Source organism: Rhodovulum sp. FJ3, assembly GCF_032918305.1.
GTDB lineage: Bacteria > Pseudomonadota > Alphaproteobacteria > Rhodobacterales > Rhodobacteraceae > SAT37.
Genome location: NZ_JAWJUU010000006.1, coordinates 1 through 22,710, shown reverse-complemented (window position 1 = coordinate 22,710; position 22,710 = coordinate 1). Strand labels below are relative to the sequence as shown.

Genomic DNA, 22,710 nt, shown 5'->3' with positions numbered 1-22,710 from the left:
TCAATGGTGCCGGTCTCCGCGACGACCGGCAACGTAGGGGCGGTGAGTCGCCATTCGCTACTGACGCCAGTGATTTATGCCCGCTCAGGATCAGGCATTCGCCTTCATGTGGCGGGTCGCGAGTGGTCGGTTTGGTGAAATCTGAAATGTTTCAGCATGCTTGATCCGCACTCTGAGCCCCCTTTGTTTTTGCTACTTTCAACGTTCCACGGGCGGCGTCAGACCGTTCAGCACCAGCCGAACGGCTATGCCGTAGGAGGTTCTGAAACTCTCTTTCGCGAACATCGTCTCTAGATCTTCGGGAACGTCTTCAGGCTTGCGGCGGGAGGCGAGGTCAAATTGGGCAGCTCCTTGCATGGCAAGCATCAACACCATGCTGGCCTCTCGGGTCTGTTCCAGCGGAGTACCGGTTCGATCACTGATCACCTGCGCCACGCGCAGGCCCATCCCACGCATTCGGCGCTTCTCGGTAAACAGCACCTCATCGCCAACAGCTTGCTCCAAGTCGGTGAAAAGCCGCGCCAGAAGCGGCAGAAACAGGGGCACATCGGCAGGGGCATCGACGAGGCTCTGCGCCAGTGTGTCGGCCGGTGCTTGTTCGATAAGGGTGACGACCTCTTCCATGGCATCGGAGAACACGGCGAGGAGTAACTCCTCTTTGTTGCGGGCGTATAGATAGAGCGTGCCCTTGGACACGCCGACCTCACCCGCAATCGCGTTCATCGTGAGAGACTCGAACCCTTTTTCCTCAATCATCACCCGAGTCGCGCGCAGGATCGCACGGCGGCGGGCCTCTTTCTCGTCATCTGACCGAGCCCGTTTTCTGTTTTCCGGCAATGACATACGCGAATTCTCCTCCACAAGCGCGGTTTGCCCCTTGATAACTGACGCGAAGTCAGTAGATAAATAACCGCAAGTCATTTATATGAGTGAACCGCCGAAATGACCAGCGCTGCATTGCTGGTTCGGGAAGGCCGGGCCAAAGCCACTGGCCCGCGATCCCGAGCTTGCCGCCAAGCTGTGGGAGATTTCCCAAACGCGCACGGGCGTTTCCCACTCTTTTTAACCACGGACCAACGATATGAAACTCACTCTCACCGCCGCGTTCCTGACGACGGCGCTCACATCCCCTGTGTTTGCAGATAGCTGCTCTGACCTGACGGGCCTGACGCTCTATAACGTGCGGATCGACGGGGCCGCCACTGTGGGCGCGGGCACCGTTCCCGCCGACCCGATGAGTGCAATGACAGGCGGCTCGCCCACCCCTGTCGGGGTCGGGGCGCATTGCCTCGTCGAAGGCAAGATCGAAGACCGCGAAGGCGTGAATGGCCGCTATGGCATCCGCTTCCAACTGCGTATGCCCGAGGATTGGAACGGTAAGTTCCTGTTCCAAGGTGGCGGCGGCACGGACGGCTTTATCGCACCTGCTATCGGCACCATTCCATCGACCGGCACCACCGCCACCCCCGCGCTCAAACGCGGCTATGCGGTGGTCAGCATGGATGGCGGCCATGACGGTATGACGCTCGATTTCACCGCCGATCAGCAATCGCGGCTCGATCTGGCCTATGCCTCGATTGGCAAGGTGTCGAACACGGCGAAAGCCCTTATCTCGACCTTCTATTCTGCGGCACCCGAACAGTCCTACTTCATGGGATGCTCCAACGGCGGCCGCGAGGCGATGATGGCCGCACAGCGCTTTCCGCTGGAGTTTGATGGTGTGGTCGCCGGCAACCCGGGTTTTCACCTGTCGCGGGCCGCGCTGGGCGGTGTGTGGGACGTCACGCAATGGGCCAAGGTTGCGCCGCGCGATGCGATGTATAGTGCGCTAACGCCCGAAGACCTTGATGCCGTGGCCGAGGAAATCAACCGCCAGTGCGATGCACTCGACGGGCTGGAGGACGGTGTGGTGGCCGCCTATCGCCAGTGCGAGTTCGCCCCCGAAGCGCTGCGCGGCCAGTTGGATGACGCCAAGCTCGACGCGCTGATCGCCGTGATGGCTGGACCCACCGACGCCGACGGCAACGCCGTTTATACCGATTGGCCGTGGGATCCGGGTGTCGCCGCCGAAGGGTGGCGCGCGTGGAAGCTGGGCACCGAGACGATGCCCGCCATGCACCAGATTCTGACGGTGCCCTCTACGGGTGCGGTCTTTATGACCCCGCCGCAGCAGGTCCCGCTTGATCCCGACTTTGCCGAGATGGCCGACGAGGTCTCCGATGTGGGTGGCTACTTTGACGCCGACGAGACCTACCTGACCACCTTTGCCCAGAAGGGCGGCAAGATGGTGATTTTCCAAGGGCTCGCCGATCCGATCTTCTCCGCCACCGATATCGCACGATGGCATGATCAGGCCGAAGAGGACACGGGCGCGGATTTTGCCCAGCTCTTCATGGTGCCGGGGATGACCCATTGCGGCGGCGGAAACGCCACCTTTGAGGACTTTGACCCTCTCACTGTGCTGGAAGAATGGGCCGCAACAGACGAGGTGCCGACCGCGATGGTGGCCCGCGCCCCGTCGATGCCCGAGCGCGAAATGCCGATCTGTGCTTACCCGCTCGAAGCCCTCTTTCAAGGCGGCGACCCCGACATCGCGGACAATTTCGCCTGTATGGCCAACTAAGGTTTTCAGCGCACCCGAACGGGTGCGCCTTTTTCCCGAAGGAGACACCTTATGTCTATTTCCCTGACCCGAAGAACCCTGCTGATGAGCGGCGGTGCCACGATGATAGCTGCCTCTCTGCCGCGCTTTGTCTTTGCGCAGGCTACGCCCGTTGTGACCACGCAATATGGCCCCGTTCAGGGTGTGACAGAGGGCGGCGTGTCCCGCTATCTCGGGCTTCGATACGCGCAGCCGGTATCGGGCGCGAACCGCTTTTTGCCGCCGCAGCCGCCCGCACCGTGGACCGAGGTCTTTGTCGCCGACCGTCACGCCGACACCGCCCCGCAAGGCCCCGAGCCCGTGGACGCAACGTCCGTGACCCCCGCATTTGCGCCGCCCGATTACGTTGAGGCGGGCGATGATTGCCTCGCCCTTAACGTCTGGGCCCCCGAAGGAGCCGCTGGCCTGCCGGTCATGGTCTGGCTGCACGGCGGTGGCTGGCAATCGGGTTCTGGCTCCTGCGCGATCTATGACGGCACGCGGCTCGCCTCGCGCGGGGACGTGGTCGTCGTGACGATCAACCACCGCCTCGGCGCGCACGGTCTGACCGATTTCTCGCGCATTTTGGGCGGGGACTTTGCCGATAGCTCCAACCTGTCGGTCAAGGATATGGTCGCTGCCCTTAAATGGGTGCAGGCCAACATCGCAGCCTTTGGCGGTGATCCCGAGACCGTCACTATCTTTGGCGAATCTGGCGGCGGCTGGAAGGTGAACACGTTGCTCGGCGTGCCCTCGGCCAAGGGCCTGTTTCACCGCGCCATCGTACAAAGTGGCCCTCTTACTCGCTTCCACACTTCCGAGGCGGCCGACAACGTCGCGCGTTTGATGCTGGATGCTCTGGACCTGACCGAAGAGACCGCGCCCGCCGCATTGGCCAATCTGAGCATGCAGCAGGTGCTCGACGCCGAGCGCAAAGTCATGTCCGAGTTCCCGATGTCTTTCGCCGCCCCTGGCTTTCCGACGGGTTTTTGGCCGGTGATCGACGGCGAGTTCATCACGCGCCATGTCCACGACCCCGACACCACACCGGCCAACGCCGATGTGCCTCTGCTGCTCGGCCAGACCGGCACAGAGTTCACCCTGTTCATGCTGCAAGATCAGGCCGCCTATGACCTGACCGACGAGGGGCTGGAGGATCGGGTCACCAAGATGTTCGGCTCTGAGGACGGGGCGTGGCTGCTCGAGACCTACCGCGCGGATTTTCCCGATTATGTGCCGTCCGCGCTCTATTTCCGCCTGTATTCTGACTACGCCATGGGCGCGCTGTCGAACACGATCCTAGATGTGCGGGCTGCGACGGGAAATGCGCCTGTCTATGCCTATCGCTTTGACTGGATGACCCCGATCATGGACGGCAAACTCTTCTCGCCGCATACGATCGAAATTCCGTTTGCCTTTGACAACGCGACGACGGAGGCGGGCGTGATCATGACCGAAGGCGGCGATGCGGTTGCGACGCTGGCAAAAACCGTCTCTGAGGCATGGGTCAGCTTTGCCAAAACCGGCAGGCCCGCAGCACCCGACCTGCCGGAGTGGCCGCAGTACGATCCGCAGGCCCGTCAGGCGATGCACCTGAACACCAAAAGTCACGTCGCCCCCTACATCGCGCCCCCTGCATTCGCGTTTTTCCAAGGGCAGTTATTCGCCCGTGCAGGGATCGAATAACCAACGGGCGGAGGCGGGCGTGCCATGCGCCCGTCTTCCATTGTCTATGAAAGAATGACGGATATGCAACTCTCCAACGTCTCGCGACACCCTGCGCGACGGCGGCTTCGCCTGTGTCGAGTTTGCGCTTGCAGGTGCGGTGCTTGTGGCGTTTTGACGGAAAATGGACAGGTCTGGGAAACCGCCTCAGTACGGCGAAAAGAGCAAAGTCAAAGGTCGCTTCATTTTGCGGTTCCAAAGGCAGAGCTGGCGAAGGCGATGAACGCTTGGAGCCGTTTCGGCCGATAGCGGTCGCGATGATAGATCAGCGACATTGGTTGTTCTGGTAGGCGCCAGTCGGCCAAAATCCGAACCAGAGAGCCGTCCGCGATGTCGCGCGCAACCAGACATTCGGGAAGCATGGCGACGCCCATCGCCGCTTTGGCCGCGGTGCGCACGGCTTGGCTAGAGTTTACCGAAATCGCCGCCTTGGGCGACCAGTGACGCGTCTCGCCATCCTTCGCAAAGCGCCAGTCCCTGCGTCCGGTCCTTGAAAAGAGAACTGCTAAAAACTGATCAAGATCCGATGGAGATTGGGGCGTGCCAACTTCGGTCAGCAGCGCGTCCGAGGCACAGACCATCATTCGATAGGGCCTGAGCTTGGTCTGCAGCAGGGTGCTGTCTTCGAGCGTCCCGATGCGAAAGGCGGCGTCGAACCCGCCTGCGATCAGATCCTCATTACTGTCCGAGAGCACCAGATCAATCTCGACGTCGGGGTTATGGTCGTTGAACCCCTTGAGTGCGGGCATCAAGGCCTCACTGCCAAAGCTGTGCGGGGCGGCAATGCGCAAGCGACCTTTGGGGGATGTCTGTTGGTCGCTGGCGGTGCCCTCGGACTGGGCCACCAGTTCAAGGATATCCCGACATTGTTCCAGATATCTCTCGCCAAAATCGGTGAGGCTTTGTTGACGGGTCGTCCGGTTCAGCAGTCGCACCTCCAGATGATCTTCGAGTGCGGCAATCCTTTGTCCGATCAGCGCGCTGGTGACATTGCGTTTGCGTGCAGCCGCGTTCATGGACCCTGCCTCGACGACGTCAACAAAGGTTCTCATGGCCGTGAAAAGGTCCATTAAAAAGAAATCCTTTTTAAACTGGAAGAAATTTAGAAAATTATCATAGAATCCTTGGTGGTTTACAAGTTGTTCCATCAGTCCATCACGAGGAACCTTCATGGAACGACGATTTGAGAACCAAGCAGCGATCGTAGCCGGTGCCTATGCCGCGTCCAACGCAGGATTGCTTGCAATGATGCGGGGCGGGGTCGTCGAAGAAGGGGGTTTCACCCTTGGGAGGGTGTCGCGATGACACAGTCGGATGGCGCACGGCTTGCAGACCAGCTGAACCCGGGGGTGCGGGATGTTCTGGAAGAACGCTATGGGCATCTTTTGCCGGGCATGGCGGATACGGTTATCGACATGGCTTATGACCGGTTTTATGCGCGCCCCGGCCTTGATCTCAAAAGCCGCTATATTGCGACGATTGCGGCCCTGACGGCGATGGGCGCACAAACGGCGCCCCAGCTTCGGATCAACATTCAGGCGGCTCTACAGGTTGGGCTGACAGAGACGGAAATCGCGGAAACGATCTGGCAAATGGCGCTTTACGGTGGCCTGCCTGCCGCGATCAATGCCTTGAACACGCTCAGAACGCTCTGCGCCGAGGAATGACCATCTGTTGTCGTGTCAAAAAGGGCGAATGCTCGGGCAAGTGGGGCCGACCAAAGGGCAAGATGGGCGGAGTGATGGGCCGGTGAACCGCAGACTTGGGCCCCACCATACCTTCCGGTTAGCGTCGTCTCATCCGTCCCGCGTTTGTCCTTTCCATGGCTCATTGAGGACATCGTCAGCGGTATGGTTGGGGCATTCAATGTGACCTGTCGTGCGGCGATTCTAAGTTTTGCGGCGCGCAGCAATGTCAGCTCACAGGGACATGTGGCGCCCAGTTTCATGGCAGCTGACTGAATTTTTCGCCAAAAAACAGGCATCTCCAATCTAACTTTGGCCATCTTGGCGCTTTTTAATGAGCCGAACCTCTGTGTTCTCGCAATCCTAAGCACAGCGCAAAGCGGTTGGGTGGCATCTCCTTCCTCACAACTGCCGAACTGCTTTTTTGGTTGGCGTGCCGAAACTGTCACAAGCGGAGTGACGGGGTCGACCTGCTCAATTCACTGGCCCGAAATCTTCGTTTGTGTCCCGACAGAGAGGACATAACATGTGCGAAAGATGCGGAAATACATATCATAGTATTCAACAGGCAAGCCGCCGCGGCTTCCTCAAAGGCGGTGCGGCAGCTGCAGCAAGCTTTGCCCTTCCGGCTGGCCTGCTGTCTCCCGGACAAGCTTCGGCGGCCGGCATGACAACGATCAAGGCGACACACGGCGGCGGCCTGTGTAACCTTGGGATTTTCCTCGCCAAGGAACGCCAACTGGCCGAACCCGATGGGGTTGAACTGGATTTCGTCGTAACCCCGACCACGACGGATGTCGTGACCCTTTTCGGGGCGGGCATGGTCGATGTCTCGGTCATTCCCTACTCGAACTTCATCACTTTGGTCGATGCAGGCGCCCCTGTGCAGATCGTGGCTGGGGCAGGTGTCGAAGGCTGTATCTTGATCGGCTCTGAAGGGATTTCCTCGGCTGCCGACCTCAAGGGGAAAACCATCGGTACTTTCCAGGCCGACACGCTCGAAGTTCTGCCCTATGACTACATGACCTCCGCCGGATTGGAATTCGCGGATGCAGAGATCAAATACTTCAACTCCTCGCCTGAGCTTGCCGCTGCTTTCATCAACGGTGCGATCGACGCGGTCAGCCACATCGAACCCTATGCGACCCAGTGTCTGACCGAGCGAGCGGGTTCGTCGGTCCTGAGCGACGGGCTTGATCTCTACGGCAAAGGCTATTCCGACTGCGTTCTGGCTGCGCGCACTCCGTTGCTTGACGAAAACCCCGAAGCCGTCAAAGCAGTGATCAAGGCCATGATGACGGCGCAGATGCAGTCCGAACAGGACACCGCGGCCGCGCTGGCTGAAACCCAAGGCACCTATTACAAAACCTCTCTCGAGGCTCTGACCCTCGCGCAATCGCGCCAGCCCGTCATGATCGACCAGCGCAACAACACCGACTTTTTCGTCGAGCGCTCGGTGTCCATGCAGAAGATGGGGTACGTCAAAAACACCCTGCCTGACACCGCCGTGAACTGGACGTTGCTTGAGGAAGTCATCGCCGAAAATGGCGATCTCTACGACAGCCTTGAACTGAAAACAGCCTGAGCAATAGACCCATGACCGACGGAACTCTCGACGTGCCTGTGGCTGAACCGAAAACCAAGACCTTTGGCAAGAAACTGCTCGCGCGTTTGGAGCCGGCTTTGTGGGTGATTGCCTCTTTGGCGATCTTCGTCGGCTTTTGGGAATTTGCATGGTGGCGGGGGTGGGCGAACCCGCTCTTGCTTCCGCCACCACATATCTTTCTGGCGAACCTGACAGATCAATTCCGCTTTTTCGATCCGGGCGGGACCCGGGCCGGTGCATTGGCGACTGGGGGTTCGATTTTCTCTGTTTTGGGCGTGATCGCGTGGTCTTCGTTCCGTGTCACGGCAGGGCTTGTTCTCGGGTTTACCCTTTCCTTGGCGGTCGGGTTGGGCATTCGCTATTTCCGGATTTTCGGCAAGCTGATGCTGCCGCTGGTGACGATGCTCGCGCCGATTTCACCCGTCGCTTGGCTGCCCGTTGCAGTCTTTATATTCGGGATTGGCAATCCCCCTGCGATCTTCTTGGTCTTTATCGCGATCTTTTTCATCATGACGCTGGCGACCTTGTCACAGATCGACAATGTGCCCGTTCACTACATCCAATTGGCCCGCGTCATGGGGTGCGACAAGCGCCAGATCTACCGCCATGTCATCCTGCCCGCGATCCTGCCCGAGTTGTTCGTGACACTGCGCATGAACCTGTTTGCAGCATGGATGGTGGTCCTGATCGCAGAGGCCGTTGGGGTCGGATCAGGGCTTGGGCAGGTTACGATGATGGCACGCAATACGTTCAACGCCAGCCTTGTCTTCTTCACCATGACGTTGATCGGATTAACGGGGTTCGCCTTCGATCAGACGCTTCGATACATACAACGCAAAGTGCTGTGGTGGGTTGGTCCATCCAGCGTGGGAGGGTTGTAACATGGCAACCGGTTTGAAAATCAAAAACGTGTCCAAGGTCTGGAACCCCGATGGGCCCTCACCTGTCCCTGCTGTGCGGTCCCTGTCATTAGATGTTGAATTGGGGGAGTTCGTGGTCCTGCTTGGCCCTTCGGGATGCGGCAAGAGTACGCTTCTTTACATCGTAGCCGGACTGGAGGACGCGACAGAAGGCGCCGTCACCTTTGACGGTCTTGAGGTCACAGATCCTTCGCCGGAGCGTAGCCTGATCTTTCAGGAAGCCGCGCTCTATCCGTGGCTGACGGTGCGCGACAACATCACCTTTGGCCTAAAGATCGCGGGAGATAGCCCGCGTAAGATGGACGAGGCCGCCGAACGCCTGCTCAGGCTCGTCGGCCTGAACGGCGCAGGGGACAAACGTCCGCATGAGCTCTCTGGTGGCATGCGGCAACGCGCGGCTCTTGCCCGTGCCTTGGCCGTTGAACCCAAAGTTCTGCTGATGGACGAGCCGTTTGCCGCGCTTGATGTGCAGACCCGCGCCAGAATGCAGGCGCATCTCCTCAACGCTTGGGAGAAATCCAAAGCCTCGGTGCTGCTTGTCACGCACTCCATTGAGGAGGCTCTGGCCCTTGCCGACCGCGTCATCGTGTTCACGGCCCGCCCCGGTCAGATCAAAGCCGAAATTCCGATTGAGGCTGCCCGTCCGCGCGACATGCGCAGTGACGAGATGATCGCCCTTGCGCGTCAGTGTGAGGCCCTTTTGGGCGAAGAGGTCGAGAAATCCTTCAAAGAGCAGGAGTCGCTGTGACACAAGTCGAAATCATTTCAGCCCGCTGGATTGTCACAGGCGTATCCGAAGAGGGCGAACCGCAGATCATCGACGACGGTGCAATCGCGTACACGGACGGCGAAATCGTGGCCGTTGGGACCCTGTCCGAGATCAAAGCCACCTATCCCGAGGCGGGGGTCAGCAGTCACCCTCATCACCTGATCATGCCCGGGCTGGTCAACAGCCATCACCATCTGGGACTCACGCCTCTTCAACTGGGCGCACCGGACTATCCGCTTGAGTTATGGTTCGCGGCCCGTTTGGCGATGCGCAAAATCGACCCTTACCTCGACACACTGTTTTCTGCCTTTGAAATGATCGCATCAGGCGTGACCACCGTGCAGCACATTCAGGGCTGGGCGACGGGAGACTTCGATCAGGTCGTTGCCTCGGCAAGTGCGGTCCTGCGTGCCTATGACGACATCGGCATGCGGGTCTCTTATTGCTATGCCGTGCGCGAGCAGAACAGGTTTGTCTATGAGGCGGATGAAGATTTCTGTGCGCGCCTGCCTGCAGACGTCGCCAAGGTCATGGCGGCGCATTTTGCAGCCCAAACGCTGCAACTGAGTGATTTTCTGCAACTCTTCGACGTCCTGACGCGGAACAACACCAGTGCCCGCTCGCGCATTCAGCTTGCGCCTGCAAACCTGCATTGGATGACGGATGAGGGGCTTCTTGCGCTGCAGGAGAAATCCCAAGCCGCAGAGGTGCCCATGCATATGCACCTTTTGGAAACGCCACTGCAAAAGGAATACGCCTTCCGAAGGACAGGCACCACCGCCGTGAAACACCTCGAGAAGCTGGGCTTGCTCGGGCCGCATATGACTTTGGGTCACGGGGTTTGGATGACAGAAGAAGATATCGAAATCTGCGCTGGGACAGGCACGTGCATCTGTCACAATTGCTCTTCAAACTTCCGACTGCGCTCGGGAGTCTTGCCGCTTATGGAACTGCAAAAGCGCGGCATGACTGTGGGCATGGGCATGGACGAGGCAGGGATCAACGATGACCGAGACATGCTGCAAGAGATGCGGATGGCGCTTACCGTTCACCGCACGCCAGGGCTCGATATTTCAGATGTCCCGTCCCCCGCTCAAGTCCTGCGAATGGCGAGCGAGCACGGCGGCCTGACGACCGCTTTTGGTTCGGAAATCGGCCGACTGGACGTCGGTCGGCGCATGGATGCGGTCATTTTTGACTATGACAGCGCGACCTTCCCGTTTCAGGACACGGACATTGCCCCGCTGGATGCGTTGATCCATCGCGCCAAGACCAAAGACGTCAAAACCGTCATGATCGAGGGGCAGATTGTCTACAAGGACGGAACCTTTACGCAGATCGACCGCGACGCGATCCTTGCGCAAATCGCCGAGGCCCTGTCGGCCCCACGCGACGGCGATGAGCGTGAGCGTCACTGGCTGCGCGAAAACGTCTTTCCCGTCGTGGAGGACTTCTATGACGGCTATCTGCAAAACACAGGCGCCCGCGTCCCATTTTACAAGGCGTCGTCGCGGACATGAGTGCAACGGTCTTTCAAAACGTTCGACTGTTGGATTTAGAGCACCCGGATGGCATGGGCGCCCCGTGCGACCTTAAAATCAGGGACGGGCGCATCGCAGAAATTTCGCCCTCAATCGCCGCGCAGCCGACCGACAACGTGGTCCAGGGCAATGGCAACCTCGTCATGCCCGGACTGATCAACGGGCATTTTCATTCGGCGGTCAACCACATGAAAGGGCGCTTGCCTTCGTTGCCGCTCGAGATTTTCATGCTCTATGAGTGTCCTGAATTGGAGGTCCTGCGCCCTACACCGCGTGAGGCCTATTTGCGCACCATGCTGGGCTGTATCGAGATGCTCCGGTGTGGAACCACCTCGGTTCAAGACGACTGTTTCTTTGTCCCCGAACCAGATCCGGAGATCATCGACGCCGTGGCGCAGGCCTATGCCGACAGTGGCATCCGCGCCCGCCTTGCGCTCGACCAGCCGGAACTTGCGGAATTGGACAAACTGCCCTTCTTGCGCGACTTGGTTCCTGATGACCTACGCCCCGCATTGGCCTCTGCCACTGGCGTTCCGGCCACTCGACTGCTCGAACTCTATGACTACCTGATCGATCGCTGGCATGGTGCCCAAGATGGGCGTATCAAAGCGGCCGTTTCGTGCTCTGCACCGCAACGCGTGTCTCCAGACTACTTCGCACGCCTCGATGATCTCAGCCTTCGCCACGACTTGCCGTTTTACGCGCATATGCTCGAAACCCGTCTGCAACGTGTCTTTGGAGAGGAATGCCTCAACGCGCGTTCACTTGTGGAGTACACCCATGACCTCGGTTTGCTCAGTGATCGGATGAATGTGATCCATGCGATCTGGGTGAGTGACCGAGATCTCGACCTGATGGCCGAGACGGGCGTCAGCATCGCGCATAATCCCAACTCCAATTTGCGGCTCGGCAGCGGCATTATGCGGTGGCGGGACATCCACGACCGCGGCATCCCCGTCTGCCTTGGGATAGATGAGGCAATCGCGGATGATGCCATTAATATGTGGTCGGTGATGAAAACCGCAGGTGTCATTCACAACCTCACGGAATGGGATTTTGAGCGTTGGCCAAAGGCCCGCGAAGTGATCCGTGCCGCAACTGTGGGCGGCGGCATCGCGATGCGCGAGGCGGGTCTGGGCACGCTTGCGATCGGCGCCCCCGCAGATCTCATGTTGATCGATCTCGCCGCTCTGCCCTATGTGCCGCTCAATGATCTTCCGCGGCAACTGGTACATTGCGAACTCGGACAGTCTGTCCTGCTTACCATGGTTGCCGGAAAAATCGTCGTCCAAGCCGGAAAGCTGACAACCGTCAGTGAGGCCGACATTCTGGTCGAAGCTACCGAGCTTTTCTCGCAAAAGAAATCGGCCATGGACGAGGCCGACAAACGCATGGCACGGCTACTACCCTACTACCGCGAGATGTATCAAAAGGCAGGGCGCTACGACCTGCAGATGGAGCGACGCGTGCCGAATTGAATTTAAGCGCACGTCATCTAGGGGTCCGTTTCAAAAGCGCGAGATTGAACGCGCGCTCTTGAGTGGTCGCTCTGCGCGGGCGGGTTATCGCGCGATCTGGGCGCCGAGACGTTCCCGTGTCTGGTCCATCAGGGATTGCAAGACCTGCTTGGCCGAGGGCGCATCAGAGATCAGCCCGATTGCCTCACCCACGAACGGGGTGGCTATGGTGGTGTCGCCATTTTCGACGGCGGCGGCCCAGGCCACGGGTTCCTGTTTTTGCAACGCTTCGAACGCCTGTTCTTGGCCGTGCCACTTGGTGATGAAGTCGTTGACCAGAACGCGCCCCGAATACCCTTCGGGCCAGTCAATCTGGCGGGCCAGATCGACGACACGGGTGCGCAGGGTTTCGTCGCCATCCGCGTCCAACGCTTTGGCCAAGATATTTGGATGGATCAGGGCCTCTGCCGTGGCCAAGAACCGAGTGCCCAGCACGACCCCATCGGCCCCCAGCATCAATGCGGCGGCAATGCCGCGCCCGTCGGCAATTCCACCGGCTGCACAAAGGGCTACGTCATGACCTGACCGCGCGATTTCGTCGGCGATTTCGGGGACAAGGGCCATCGTGCCGCGCACCGCGCCGTGGCCACCGGCATCGGAGCCTTGCGCCACAATCACGTCCGCGCCGACCTCAATCGCGCGGCGGGCATCGCGCAGCGTTTGCACCTGACAAATCAGGGTCGCGCCGTGACCCCGCACCTTTTCCGCGAACGGGGCGGGATCACCAAACGACAGGAATATCGAGCTCGCCCCATGCTCCAGCGCAAGGTCCAACAGGTGCGGTTTTTGGGCAAGCGCCCATGTGATGAACCCGCACCCGACCTGCGCCCCCAGTGCAAGGGCGAACTGTTGGAGCAGCCAGTTATCGTCGCCATAGCCGCCACCGATCATGCCCAAACCACCCGCATCAGACACGGTTCGCGCCAGAAGACCCCCCGATACAAACGCCATGGGTGCCTGTATCAAGGGGTATTCGATACCAAGCCGTTCTGTCAGACGGGTCTTCATGTGGCGGCCTTGCGGTAGTCCAGCACCGGCAGACCGCCGATCCCCCAATCCGCAAGGGCGACCTCGTCAATCACGACAACCGTGGTGGCGGGGTTCTTGCCAAGAACCTCGGTCAACAGGTCGGTGACGCCTTTGATCAGGCGCGCTTTTTCCTCGGGCGACGGGCCGGTCCCCTCGGGGCCGCCTTCGCGTGTGATCTTGATGTTTACATAGGGCATCCTAGTGATCCTTATCGGGAATGAAGGTGAAAACCTTGGTAATGACGCGCCACTCTGCACCCTCGCGCACAAGGGTCAGAAAATCCAGATAGCTGCGTCCCATCATCGTCATCTTTGCAGTGACGCGGGCCAAACGATCGCTGCCAAAGGCGATTTCCAGAATGGCTTCGTCGCGCGGCTCACCGCGTTTTGCGGGTGCTTCGCGCTTGTCGATGCGCGCCATGTAGGTTTCCAGATCGAGGTACAGTTCATCCCCTTCGGTCGCGCAGGCATAGGCAAGGCGGGAGTGAAACACACGGCGCAGTGTGGTGCTGTCCGCGTGATGAAGGCCCGCGAAATAGGCCTCCATCAGGTCGACGATTGCGGCATGATCGTTGCGGGTCATTGGATCAAACCCTCGGCACGCATGGCCGCCTGTGTCCCCGGACGGGCGGCGATGCGGTTCACATAGGCGGCAAGGTTCGGCCAATTCGCAAGGTCGATACCGGTAAAGTTCGCCCAGTTGGAGATGGTAAAGAGATGGGCGTCGGCAATCGAAAATGCGCCATCCACCAAGAAGTCCCGACCGTCGGACAACAGGCTTTCGATGTGATCGAATTTCTTGCCGACCAGGTCCCGCGCGGCGTCTTTTTGTTCGTCGGTCGAAGCCGAACGGAACAGCGGGCCAAACGATTTGTGCAGTTCGGACGCCACATAGGTCAGGTGCTCTAGCACTTTGGCGCGCGACAGATTGCCAGCTTCGGGCGCGAGGCCAGCCTGCGGGGCGGTGTCGGACAGGAATTGCAGAATTGCCGGACCTTCGGTCAGGACACCGCCGTCATCCATTTGCAATGCGGGGACATAGCCCTTGGGGTTGATCGCCAGAAAATCGGCACCGCCGGCGGTCTTGCCCTCGGACGTATCTACCGCCTCGATCTCGAACGCCTTACCGATCTCATGCAGGACAATGTGACTAGCGAGAGAACAGGCGCCGGGTTTGTAAAAGAGTTTCATCGTGTTTTGGCCTTATAGGGTTGTCGATGACCCGATAGATGGGCAAAGCAGTTTCCGTTGACAACGTGGTTTCCGATGGTTACCAAAAGAAACGAGTTACTCCACAGAAACCAGGTAACCCCGATGCCCCTTAAAATGCGTCACAACAAAAGCCCGGAGCCGCCGGAACCCTGCCTGCTGACCGAATGCATGTCGGTGATTGCGGGGGCATGGGCACCCAATGTTATCTGGTCGCTGCGGGCGGGACCGCGCCGGTTCAGCGAGCTGCGCGCCGATATCCCCCCGATTTCGGCCAAGGTCCTTTCTGCGCGCCTGTCCGAGTTGGAAGGGCGGGGCGTGTTGGTGCGGCATGTGCGCCGCACATCGCCCCCGTCGACAGAATACGAACTGACATCGTTGGGTGAGGAACTGATCCCCGCGCTGGATGCGATTGTTCAGGTGGGACACCGGCTAAAGGCCCTGCGCGCCTAAGGTCGGGGCAACGTGCCGGAGGCGGCGAACGGATCAGCCGTCGAATGTGTCGCGATATGTGGCGGGCGTATCACCGGTCCAGCGTTTAAAGGCACGGCTGAACGCGCTTTGTTCCGAGAACCCTGTGAGGAAGGCGATTTCCGCTAGGGAATGACCGCTCTGGGTCAATAATCCCTCGGCCAGACGACGGCGCGCTTTTTCCAGAACAGATTGATAAGTGGTGCCTTCGTCTGACAGGCGGCGTTGCAACGTGCGTTCGCTCATCCCCATGTCGCGGGCCATCTCGGCTGCGCGTGGCGCGCCGTCGCTAAGCCGATCGGAAATCCGGCGCAGCAAGGTCTGCTGGAACGAGGTTTCTTCGGCCACGGCGGCCAGTTCGGATTGCAGATGCGGTTCCAGAAACTGCGCGATGGCCGGATCGCCCAGACGGTTGGACCGCTCCAGTGTCGCGTGATCCAAAAGCACACCGTCTTTGTCCGAGCCAAAGATCATTTCACATCCGAAATAGGCGTGGTGCGGGGCGATATCGTCGGGCGCGGCGTGTTTGCAATGAACGGCAAGGGGGATCACGGGGGCCGGTGAAACCTGACGCATAATCGACGTGGCGCTGGCCAATGTGGCCTCATTGGATAGGCGCACCCCCAGTTTGCGAACCCCGTCACGGTGCAGCAGGAAAAACGCGCCTTTGGGGTGTGGGCGCACCTCGTATTCCGCCACGGATGTCAGCAACCGCGCATAACGCACCGCCCGCTCAAGCGAACCGCGCAGGGTCGGTGCGGTCTTCCACGCAAGGCCAAAGGCCCCGTAATCGTCGCACTGCATGCTCTGCCCCACGCGCAGGGGAAATCCGGTGGGGTCGTCCACTAGATGGGCCAGTCGTTCCAGAAACGCATAGTAATCGACGTCGGCCACCATGGTTTTCACCGTTGGCGGATCGTCGGGGTTCAGGCCGAGGTCTCGAAACAGGGACGCGCGGTCCAATCCCGGACCGGCGGCCTCAATCACCTTGCGTGCGAATAACCCTGTGACGACACCCATCGCGCGGCCCCCTGCAACTTGGGCGATAGCATAGCGCCTTGCAGGGCCGATGGGGAGGGTCAAGAAAACGCCCGCCGAACATGGGTCCGGCGGGCGCGTTTTTATGCGGTACGTGGTGTGGATGGCCGGTTAGTCGGCGATCGAACCTTCTTCGTCACGGCGGGCGTGCATCCGCGCCTTGACCCGTGCCCCTACGATCAGGGGCAACACAAACCCGATCAGCGCAATCGCCCACAGGGCAATCGACAGCGGGCTATCGATCAGGGTCCACCAGTTGCCATTGTCGATCGTGATCGCACGGCGCAGGTTGTTTTCCATCGAGTTGCCCAAGAGCGTCCCAAGGATAATCGGGACCAAAGGCACGTCTAGCTTGCGCAGAACCCAGCCCATGATGCCAAAGCCGATCATCACCATCAGGTCAAAGCTGGAGCCCGAAATCCCGTAGATGCCGACAAAGGACACCATCGCAACGATGGGCATCAGAACCCGCGGCGGGATCAGCAACAGGCGGGTGAACAGACCCACCATCGGGATGTTCATAGCCAAGAGCATAAAGTTCGCGATGAACAGCGCGGCGATCAGGCCCCAAACCACATCGGGGTTCTGGGTGAACAGCAACGGCCCCGGCGTGATGTTCAGCGACAGCAGAACCGCCAGCAGAACCGCCGTCGTCCCCGATCCGGGCACACCCAGCGCCAGCATCGGCACAAGGGCACCACCGGCGGCGGCGTTGTTGCCAGCCTCAGGCGCGGCGACGCCACGGGGATCACCGGTGCCAAAGGTGTTGTCCTTGTCCACCAGACGCTTTTCCATCGAATAGCTGATGAAAGAACCCAGCGATGCACCCGCACCCGGCAGAACGCCCGCGATAAACCCAAGGAACGAGGTCCGCAGCATCGTCGGCGTGGTTTCTTTGATCATGCTCATCGGCGGGGTCAGGCGCCCGATCTTGAGCTTGCCCGAGGTCGCATCGGATCCACCGTGGCGGTTTTCGAGGAAGATAAATACCTCGGACAGGGCGAACAGACCGACGATAGCAACAAGGAAGTCCAGGCCGTCGTAGAGGTGCACCTCGCCAAAGGTGAACCGAGGCACGCCGGTTTGCGTGTCCACACCGATCATCGCAAGGCCAAGGCCCAGAGCGGCGGCAAATGCCGATTTCGCCTGATTGGTCGAGGACACCCCGCCCAACGTCATGAACGCCAGCGCGAACAGGGCGAAATATTCCGCCGGACCGAACAGCAGGGCGATTTTCACCAACTGCGGTGCCAGCGCGATCAGACCCCAAGTCGCAAGGAATGCGCCAACAAACGAGGCGATACCGGACAGGGACAGGGCCTCGCCCGCCATGCCTTTCTTCGCCATCGGGTGGCCGTCCAGACAGGTCATCATCGCAGGCTCATCGCCCGGAATGTTCAGCAGGATCGACGAAATCCGGCCCCCGTACATCGCCCCGTAATAGACCGAGGTCAGCAGGATCAACGACGGCGTCGCGCCCAGACCCAAGGTAAAGGCCAGCGGGATCAGGATGGCCACGCCGTTTGACGGGCCCAAACCCGGCAGCGCGCCCATAATGGTCCCCAGAAAACAGCCCATCAGGGCCAGCAGCAGGTTCTGCCACGTCAGTGCGATCAGAAACCCGTCGCCTAGGTTTGCCAAAGTTTCCATGATGTCCCCCTAGAAACCCAGCGGCCCACGGGCCAGCGACAGCCCCAGAACCAGATGGAAAATGACATAGATGCCGACCGAGGTGCCCACGCCGGTCAGAACCGCGCCGATGATGGCCGAACCCAAGCGCCAGCTGAGATAGCTTGCGGCAAAGGCGGTCGCGAAAACAAAGCCGATTTCCGGCAAAAGCTGCGCATAGAGGATCATCACAACAATGGCCGCGATCACCTCGACCAGACGCGGCAATGCGGGCCAGATGGGTTCGGGATCGGGTTTCAGGGCGATGACGGCACTGGACAGGCCCAGAACCACCGCGATGATCAGCGGAAAGCCCTTGGGGCCAACGGCGTCGGACAGAAAGCTCTCTTCGATGGTCAGGGCGGCTGCGGCAAAACCGATGGCCAGCAAGACCCCAAAGATGCCGAAGATACGGTCACTCATGTGTGGGTTCCTCTTGGTCGCGCAGGGAATGACCAAGGGCCGCGCGGTTGGCGGCCCTTGGCGTTACCACAGGCGTGGTGATTATTTGATGATGCCGATTTCTTTGGAGATCGACTGAATCTGGGCAACGCTGTCCGAAACGAACGATTGGAAGGCGTCACCTTGCAGGTCCAGCGGGGCCAGACCGTTTGCGGCCATGATCTCTTTCCATTCTGCCGAAGCGTACAGGTCCGAGATTTTGCCAACCCATGCGTCATAAGCGGCGTCGCTCATGTCGGCGGGGGCGTAGAAACCGCGCCAGTTTGCGCCGATTGCGTCAACGCCTTGCTCTTTGGCGGTCGGCATGTCGGCGAATTCACCGCCCAGACGTTCGGGCGACAGAACGGCGATCACGCGGATGTCGCCGCTGTCGACGAAGCCTTTGGCCTCGGAGATGTCACCAGTAAACGCCTGAACCGAACCGGCCAGCAGCTGGGTCACGGCCTCACCGCCACCGTCAAACGCGATGTATTTGACGCTGCGTACATCGTCGATGCCATAGGCGTTTGCCGCGATCAGCACCTTCAGGTGGTCCCAGCCACCAACAGCCGAACCACCGGCGACCGAGGTCGAGGTCGGGTCGTTTTTGATGTTGTCCAGCAGTTGGGGCAGCGTGGTCACGTCGCTATCGGCAGCAACGGCGATCACGCCATAGTCCGCGCCGATCGACGCCAGCCAGCGCACCTGATCCATGCTGTTGCCCGGGTATGCACCTTGGGCCAGACGGGTTGCGGTGGCCGAGCTTGCCGCGACGATCAGATCGTTGTCGTCACCGCGTTTGTTGACCACCTCGGCAAAGGCCACACCACCGCCGCCACCGGCGAGGTTGACGACCTGCATGGTCTTGTCCAGCAGACCCAGATCCTGCAGCGACTTGCCCACCTGACGACAGGTGAAGTCCCAGCCACCACCGGGGTTGGCGGGCGCGATGCACTCGGGGTTTTCAGGGGTGAAACCATCGGCCATAGCGGTCATGCTGGATGCACCAAGGGCCAGCGCGGCCAGCGCCATACGGGTTGCGTTGATCATTCGATTTTTCCTCCACGAATTTTCCGCGTGGCACGTTTTTTGCGCGCCACACACCTTGCCCCCGCAGGACCGAAATTCTTTGCGTCCTTCTCCTCGCGGGGTATGACAGCGTTCTACGCAGGAAAGCTGTCATCAACCTGTCACAGGAAAAAATGACGTGATGGCAATGGGTTGTGGGAAAAGGAATCACTGATGCGCGTGCTGATGGTGGAGGATGCTGTCGATCTGGCCGAGACGGTTGTGACCCGTTTGGGGCAATCGGGAATCGCCTGTGACCATGCGCTGAGTGTCGCCGACGCCGAGGACTATCTGGGCGTGCAAACCTATGACGCGATCATTCTGGACATCAATCTACCGGACGGGTCGGGGACGGATTTGCTGCGCGGTATTCGGGGGCGCGGGGATCTGGTTCCGGTGCTGATGCTGACCGCGCTCTACTCTGTGGATGACCGTGTGCAGACCCTTGATCTGGGGGCCGACGACTACCTTGTGAAACCGTTTGATCAGCGTGAGCTAGAGGCGCGGTTACGGGCCCTGATGCGGCGTGAGGGCGGCCAAAAGGGCGAGGAACTGATCCTTGGTCCCTTGCGGTTTTCGCCGTCGCGATTGTCCGCGACCTTGGACGATCAGCACCTGTCGCTGACCCGTCGCGAGGCCGCTTTGCTGGGCCTGTTGATGCGTCATTCAGGGCATTTCCTGTCCAAAGAGCGTCTCTATGACGGGCTGTTTGCCTTCAACGACGCGGATGTCGGATTGAATGCGATTGAACTCTATATCGCGCGTCTGCGGCGCAAACTGTCGGGCAGCACGGTCAGCATCGCGACGCAGCGCGGGATTGGTTACCGGATCGCGATCAATGACTGATCACACCCGCGCCCATTCCACCATGTCGCTGCAGTCACGGGTACTTAGCATCGTGATCGCGCTCTTGTTGCTGGGTGGCGTTTTGGTCGGGGTGACCGCGTGGGTGAACGGCCAACAGGCCGCGCGCGACGCCTATGACCGCATCCTGATCGGCGCGGCCAGTGACATCGCGGAATCCGTGCGCATCATCGACGGTCGGGCCGTGGTCGACCTGCCCGTATCCGCGTTCGAATTACTGGCGCAGGCCCCTGACGATCGCGTCTCTTATGCCGTGCGCGGACCGGGCGGGGTGTTGATCACGGGGTTTGAGGACGCCAAGTTCAACCCCGTCTCCAATCCCCGCGCGCAGACCTCCCCGTTTTTCGACAGCACCATGCATGGTGAACCCGCGCGCTTTGTCGAGGTCACCCGCCGCTTTGCCGAACGGGATTTTAGCGGCGCGGTCCGGATCAGCGTGGGCCAAACCCTGCGCGCGCGTCAGGTGATGGCGCTTGATCTGATGCTGGATGCGTTGGTTCCCATTCTGGCGGCGGGGATGGTTTTGTTGCTGACCTCCTATTTCGCGATCCGCGCGGCGGTGCGCCCGCTTGAAACCATCGCGGCCAACTTGCGCGACCGCGATCCCTATGACCTGACCCCGATCCCGACCGACAATGTCCCGGGCGAGGTTGAGGTGATGTTGTCCGCCATGAACCGGTTTATGGGGCGGCTGGATCGACAGATGGGGGTGATGCGCAACCTGATCTCCGACACCGCGCATCAGTTGCGCACGCCCGTCGCCGCCATCCGTGTTCAGGCCGAGAGCATCCTGACCGCCCCGACCGACGATTCCCCACGGCGCACCGTGGACCGGTTGGTGGCGCGCACACGGACCCTTGGCCGGCTGCTGGATCAGTTGCTGTCGCGCGCCATGGTCATTCACCGCACCGACAACCTGCCCCGCACATTGATCGACCTGCGCGACATCGCGCTTGAGGTTCTGGAGCAGCGCGACCATGAGGTCCTATCGCCCGAGAACGATGTTCAACTTGTGATTGGCGAGGCCCCGATCTGTGTCCTTGCCGACCCGTTTTCCCTGACCCAAGCGGCCAGCAACCTGCTCTCGAACGCGATGACCCACGGGCGCGCGCCGATCCGCATCGGGGTCAGTCAAACGGACGGCACCGCGCGGCTGTGGATTGAGGATGCAGGCGACGGACCGCCCCCCGAGATTGCCGCGAAACTGGGCCGCCGGTTTGAACGGTCCAATACGTCCGGCGAGGATAGCCGTGGTTTGGGGATGTCGATCGTTTATGCGGTGGCAACGGCCTTTGACGGGCGGATCGAAATGGCCCGTGACGAGGCTGGTTTCCGGATCACAATGGTCTTTCCGCTGGCGCAACATACGGACAAAACAGATGCGTAAGTTCATCACCACCTTGGCCGCGCTGATCGCCCTAGCCACACCCATAACGGCCCAAGAGGCCCTTGCGACCCTAGGCACAGGGTCCCAGCCCCTGTTGATCCGTTCCACCACCGATTTCGCGATCATCCGCCCCGCGTTGGAACGCTTCGTGGACATGAACCCCGACCTGACGATCACCTATGAGCAGTGGAACTCAAACCCGCTCTACGCCAAGTCCAAGGCGGGTTGCGCGGGAACCGACACCCCCGCCGATGTGGTGTTTTCCTCGGCGGTACAGCAGATGGTCGATCTGGTCAATGCGGCCTGCGCCTATCGCTATCGCTCTGATTTAACGGCCTCTTTGCCGCCTTCACGGCGCTGGCGGGACGAACTCTGGGGCCTGACCGAGGAACCCGCGGTCATGATCTACAACCGTGATCTAATCGATCCTGCCGACGTGCCACGTGACCGTTTCGCGCTCCTCGATCTGATGCGACGAGAGCCCGAAATGCTGCGTGGCAAAATCGCGACCTATGACATCGAACAATCCGGCTTGGGCTATCTGTTCGCCTACAGCGATAGCCTTGAGGCCACTACGTTCGGCGCGCTGCTTGAGGGGTTCGCGCGCACGGACGCCGTCGCCACCTGTTGCTCGGCCGAGATCATCAACGGCGTTGCCGATGGCACCTACGCGCTGGCCTATAACGTGCTGGGATCCTACGTCGCGAACGGCGTTCATTCGACGGTCGGTTTGATCCTGCCTGAGGATTACACGCTCTTCCTGTCGCGCGGTTTCATGATCCCCAAACGCGCCCAAAACCCGCAGGCGGCAACGCGCCTGCTGGACTTTCTCCTATCTCCCGAGGGACAGGCACAAATCAAACAGGCGGGCCTGACTTTCCCGCAGGATGCAGGCGACACCGGCCTGATCCCCAGCGCGCGCCGTTTCATTACCTTGTCCCCGGCACTGCTTGTGCCACTGGACGCCCAGAAACTCGACCGGTTTGCCGAGTTCTGGTCGTCAAACTTTGTCTCCCCTCCCCCTTTACAATAGGTGTTCGAGCTCTGGAGCTGGTACGAAGCGCCAGTTTCTGCGCGGCCCCGCCATGACGTTGAGGTAGTACATTTCGATACCATAGGGCGCGCCACAGGG

At 60.3% G+C, this 22,710-nt stretch carries 23 protein-coding genes; 12 read left to right on the top strand and 11 right to left on the bottom strand.

The genetic code is table 11. The annotated features are described in order from the left end of the window. Nucleotides 1–198: 198 nt before the first annotated feature. Nucleotides 199–843: a TetR/AcrR family transcriptional regulator gene (locus R1W00_RS15070; protein WP_317263594.1), complete on the bottom strand. Its 645-nt coding sequence runs from the start codon at nt 841–843 to the stop codon at nt 199–201. A 238-nt stretch (nt 844–1,081) separates the two neighbouring features. Between R1W00_RS15070 and R1W00_RS15065 the strand changes: the two genes are divergently transcribed. Both R1W00_RS15065 and R1W00_RS15060 read left to right on the top strand, forming a co-directional pair. Beyond that, nucleotides 1,082–2,623 (top strand): tannase/feruloyl esterase family alpha/beta hydrolase, encoded by a 1,542-nt coding sequence (locus R1W00_RS15065; protein ID WP_317263593.1) that lies wholly within the window; start codon nt 1,082–1,084, stop codon nt 2,621–2,623. A gap of 51 nt (nt 2,624–2,674) precedes the next feature. After that, nucleotides 2,675–4,327: a carboxylesterase/lipase family protein gene (locus R1W00_RS15060; protein ID WP_317263592.1), complete on the top strand. Its 1,653-nt coding sequence runs from the start codon at nt 2,675–2,677 to the stop codon at nt 4,325–4,327. Nucleotides 4,328–4,548: 221 nt separating this feature from the next. Here R1W00_RS15060 and R1W00_RS15055 read toward each other — a convergent pair whose 3' ends face one another. Next, complete coding sequence (locus R1W00_RS15055; protein WP_317263591.1) at nt 4,549–5,514, bottom strand: LysR family transcriptional regulator; 966 nt, start codon at nt 5,512–5,514, stop codon at nt 4,549–4,551. Nucleotides 5,515–5,667: 153 nt separating this feature from the next. Here R1W00_RS15055 and R1W00_RS15050 point away from each other — a divergent pair, with 153 nt between their 5' ends. The 6 genes from R1W00_RS15050 (at nt 5,668) to R1W00_RS15025 (ending at nt 12,365) form a co-directional block, all read left to right on the top strand. Further along, a complete protein-coding gene (locus R1W00_RS15050; RefSeq protein WP_317263590.1) occupies nt 5,668–6,033 on the top strand; it encodes a carboxymuconolactone decarboxylase family protein in 366 nt (121 codons plus the stop codon). A 685-nt stretch (nt 6,034–6,718) separates the two neighbouring features. Next, a complete protein-coding gene (locus R1W00_RS15045) occupies nt 6,719–7,636 on the top strand; it encodes an ABC transporter substrate-binding protein (protein WP_317263589.1) in 918 nt (305 codons plus the stop codon). 11 nt (nt 7,637–7,647) lie between these two features. Next, the gene (locus R1W00_RS15040; protein ID WP_317263588.1) at nt 7,648–8,538 is read left to right on the top strand and encodes an ABC transporter permease; all 891 of its coding nucleotides are present in this window, start codon (nt 7,648–7,650) and stop codon (nt 8,536–8,538) included. A gap of 1 nt (nt 8,539) precedes the next feature. Then, on the top strand, nt 8,540–9,325 hold the full coding sequence (locus R1W00_RS15035; protein ID WP_317263587.1) for an ABC transporter ATP-binding protein: 786 nt from the start codon (nt 8,540–8,542) through the stop codon (nt 9,323–9,325). Then, the gene (locus tag R1W00_RS15030; protein ID WP_317263586.1) at nt 9,322–10,866 is read left to right on the top strand and encodes an amidohydrolase family protein; all 1,545 of its coding nucleotides are present in this window, start codon (nt 9,322–9,324) and stop codon (nt 10,864–10,866) included. Before R1W00_RS15035 ends, R1W00_RS15030 begins: the two co-directional genes overlap by 4 nt. Continuing rightward, on the top strand, nt 10,863–12,365 hold the full coding sequence (locus R1W00_RS15025; RefSeq protein WP_317263585.1) for an amidohydrolase family protein: 1,503 nt from the start codon (nt 10,863–10,865) through the stop codon (nt 12,363–12,365). The genes R1W00_RS15030 and R1W00_RS15025 overlap by 4 nt, the downstream gene beginning before the upstream one ends. 84 nt (nt 12,366–12,449) lie before the next feature. Here R1W00_RS15025 and R1W00_RS15020 read toward each other — a convergent pair whose 3' ends face one another. Genes R1W00_RS15020 through gstA form a run of 4 tightly spaced genes read right to left on the bottom strand, consistent with a single transcriptional unit; the run spans nt 12,450 to nt 14,623 of the window. Beyond that, nucleotides 12,450–13,412, bottom strand: a complete 963-nt coding sequence (locus R1W00_RS15020; protein ID WP_317263584.1) for a nitronate monooxygenase — start codon at nt 13,410–13,412, stop codon at nt 12,450–12,452. Next, nucleotides 13,409–13,630 carry a 4-oxalocrotonate tautomerase family protein gene (locus tag R1W00_RS15015; protein ID WP_317263583.1) on the bottom strand — a complete coding sequence of 74 codons (222 nt, stop codon included), beginning with the start codon at nt 13,628–13,630 and terminating at the stop codon, nt 13,409–13,411. The genes R1W00_RS15020 and R1W00_RS15015 overlap by 4 nt, the downstream gene beginning before the upstream one ends. A 1-nt stretch (nt 13,631) precedes the next feature. Then, a complete protein-coding gene (locus R1W00_RS15010; RefSeq protein ID WP_317263582.1) occupies nt 13,632–14,015 on the bottom strand; it encodes a nuclear transport factor 2 family protein in 384 nt (127 codons plus the stop codon). Then, nucleotides 14,012–14,623, bottom strand: a complete 612-nt coding sequence (gene gstA, locus R1W00_RS15005) for a glutathione transferase GstA (protein ID WP_317263581.1) — start codon at nt 14,621–14,623, stop codon at nt 14,012–14,014. Before gstA ends, R1W00_RS15010 begins: the two co-directional genes overlap by 4 nt. 123 nt (nt 14,624–14,746) lie before the next feature. Between gstA and R1W00_RS15000 the strand changes: the two genes are divergently transcribed. Continuing rightward, nucleotides 14,747–15,094: a helix-turn-helix domain-containing protein gene (locus R1W00_RS15000; RefSeq protein ID WP_317263580.1), complete on the top strand. Its 348-nt coding sequence runs from the start codon at nt 14,747–14,749 to the stop codon at nt 15,092–15,094. A gap of 33 nt (nt 15,095–15,127) precedes the next feature. Here R1W00_RS15000 and R1W00_RS14995 read toward each other — a convergent pair whose 3' ends face one another. From R1W00_RS14995 to R1W00_RS14980, 4 genes are all read right to left on the bottom strand, one after another. After that, the gene (locus tag R1W00_RS14995; protein WP_317263579.1) at nt 15,128–16,132 is read right to left on the bottom strand and encodes an AraC family transcriptional regulator; all 1,005 of its coding nucleotides are present in this window, start codon (nt 16,130–16,132) and stop codon (nt 15,128–15,130) included. A gap of 129 nt (nt 16,133–16,261) precedes the next feature. Next, the gene (locus R1W00_RS14990; protein WP_317263578.1) at nt 16,262–17,800 is read right to left on the bottom strand and encodes a tripartite tricarboxylate transporter permease; all 1,539 of its coding nucleotides are present in this window, start codon (nt 17,798–17,800) and stop codon (nt 16,262–16,264) included. A gap of 9 nt (nt 17,801–17,809) precedes the next feature. Beyond that, nucleotides 17,810–18,241 carry a tripartite tricarboxylate transporter TctB family protein gene (locus R1W00_RS14985; protein ID WP_317263577.1) on the bottom strand — a complete coding sequence of 144 codons (432 nt, stop codon included), beginning with the start codon at nt 18,239–18,241 and terminating at the stop codon, nt 17,810–17,812. An 81-nt stretch (nt 18,242–18,322) separates the two neighbouring features. Beyond that, nucleotides 18,323–19,309, bottom strand: a complete 987-nt coding sequence (locus R1W00_RS14980) for a Bug family tripartite tricarboxylate transporter substrate binding protein (RefSeq protein WP_317263576.1) — start codon at nt 19,307–19,309, stop codon at nt 18,323–18,325. Nucleotides 19,310–19,501: 192 nt separating this feature from the next. On the opposite strand from R1W00_RS14980, the gene R1W00_RS14975 reads away from it, so the two are divergent. Genes R1W00_RS14975 through R1W00_RS14965 form a run of 3 tightly spaced genes read left to right on the top strand, consistent with a single transcriptional unit; the run spans nt 19,502 to nt 22,611 of the window. Further along, entirely contained in the window at nt 19,502–20,173 is a 672-nt protein-coding gene (locus tag R1W00_RS14975) for a response regulator transcription factor (RefSeq protein ID WP_317263575.1), read from the top strand. Beyond that, nucleotides 20,166–21,578: a sensor histidine kinase gene (locus R1W00_RS14970; RefSeq protein WP_317263574.1), complete on the top strand. Its 1,413-nt coding sequence runs from the start codon at nt 20,166–20,168 to the stop codon at nt 21,576–21,578. Before R1W00_RS14975 ends, R1W00_RS14970 begins: the two co-directional genes overlap by 8 nt. Beyond that, nucleotides 21,571–22,611, top strand: a complete 1,041-nt coding sequence (locus R1W00_RS14965) for an ABC transporter substrate-binding protein (protein ID WP_317263573.1) — start codon at nt 21,571–21,573, stop codon at nt 22,609–22,611. The genes R1W00_RS14970 and R1W00_RS14965 overlap by 8 nt, the downstream gene beginning before the upstream one ends. Here the strand turns inward: R1W00_RS14965 and R1W00_RS14960 are convergent. Beyond that, nucleotides 22,603–22,710 (bottom strand): 5-deoxy-glucuronate isomerase (locus tag R1W00_RS14960; protein ID WP_317263723.1); only part of this gene is annotated, 108 nt, incomplete at its 5' end. The genes R1W00_RS14965 and R1W00_RS14960 overlap by 9 nt on opposite strands.

What these genes read in the sequence shown, in the direction of transcription:
- R1W00_RS15015 (WP_317263583.1), bottom strand. Translation starts at nt 13,630, where the DNA reads ATGCCCTATGTAAACATCAAGATCACACGCGAAGGCGGCCCCGAGGGG.
- R1W00_RS15025 (WP_317263585.1), top strand. Translation starts at nt 10,863, where the DNA reads ATGAGTGCAACGGTCTTTCAAAACGTTCGACTGTTGGATTTAGAGCAC.
- R1W00_RS15010 (WP_317263582.1), bottom strand. Translation starts at nt 14,015, where the DNA reads ATGACCCGCAACGATCATGCCGCAATCGTCGACCTGATGGAGGCCTAT.
- R1W00_RS14990 (WP_317263578.1), bottom strand. Translation starts at nt 17,800, where the DNA reads ATGGAAACTTTGGCAAACCTAGGCGACGGGTTTCTGATCGCACTGACG.
- R1W00_RS15045 (WP_317263589.1), top strand. Translation starts at nt 6,719, where the DNA reads ATGACAACGATCAAGGCGACACACGGCGGCGGCCTGTGTAACCTTGGG.
- R1W00_RS14985 (WP_317263577.1), bottom strand. Translation starts at nt 18,241, where the DNA reads ATGAGTGACCGTATCTTCGGCATCTTTGGGGTCTTGCTGGCCATCGGT.
- R1W00_RS15000 (WP_317263580.1), top strand. Translation starts at nt 14,747, where the DNA reads ATGCCCCTTAAAATGCGTCACAACAAAAGCCCGGAGCCGCCGGAACCC.
- R1W00_RS14975 (WP_317263575.1), top strand. Translation starts at nt 19,502, where the DNA reads ATGCGCGTGCTGATGGTGGAGGATGCTGTCGATCTGGCCGAGACGGTT.
- R1W00_RS14965 (WP_317263573.1), top strand. Translation starts at nt 21,571, where the DNA reads ATGCGTAAGTTCATCACCACCTTGGCCGCGCTGATCGCCCTAGCCACA.
- R1W00_RS14970 (WP_317263574.1), top strand. Translation starts at nt 20,166, where the DNA reads ATGACTGATCACACCCGCGCCCATTCCACCATGTCGCTGCAGTCACGG.
- R1W00_RS15070 (WP_317263594.1), bottom strand. Translation starts at nt 843, where the DNA reads ATGTCATTGCCGGAAAACAGAAAACGGGCTCGGTCAGATGACGAGAAA.
- gstA (WP_317263581.1), bottom strand. Translation starts at nt 14,623, where the DNA reads ATGAAACTCTTTTACAAACCCGGCGCCTGTTCTCTCGCTAGTCACATT.
- R1W00_RS14980 (WP_317263576.1), bottom strand. Translation starts at nt 19,309, where the DNA reads ATGATCAACGCAACCCGTATGGCGCTGGCCGCGCTGGCCCTTGGTGCA.
- R1W00_RS15020 (WP_317263584.1), bottom strand. Translation starts at nt 13,412, where the DNA reads ATGAAGACCCGTCTGACAGAACGGCTTGGTATCGAATACCCCTTGATA.
- R1W00_RS15035 (WP_317263587.1), top strand. Translation starts at nt 8,540, where the DNA reads ATGGCAACCGGTTTGAAAATCAAAAACGTGTCCAAGGTCTGGAACCCC.
- R1W00_RS15050 (WP_317263590.1), top strand. Translation starts at nt 5,668, where the DNA reads ATGACACAGTCGGATGGCGCACGGCTTGCAGACCAGCTGAACCCGGGG.
- R1W00_RS15060 (WP_317263592.1), top strand. Translation starts at nt 2,675, where the DNA reads ATGTCTATTTCCCTGACCCGAAGAACCCTGCTGATGAGCGGCGGTGCC.
- R1W00_RS15065 (WP_317263593.1), top strand. Translation starts at nt 1,082, where the DNA reads ATGAAACTCACTCTCACCGCCGCGTTCCTGACGACGGCGCTCACATCC.
- R1W00_RS14995 (WP_317263579.1), bottom strand. Translation starts at nt 16,132, where the DNA reads ATGGGTGTCGTCACAGGGTTATTCGCACGCAAGGTGATTGAGGCCGCC.
- R1W00_RS15055 (WP_317263591.1), bottom strand. Translation starts at nt 5,514, where the DNA reads ATGGAACAACTTGTAAACCACCAAGGATTCTATGATAATTTTCTAAAT.
- R1W00_RS15040 (WP_317263588.1), top strand. Translation starts at nt 7,648, where the DNA reads ATGACCGACGGAACTCTCGACGTGCCTGTGGCTGAACCGAAAACCAAG.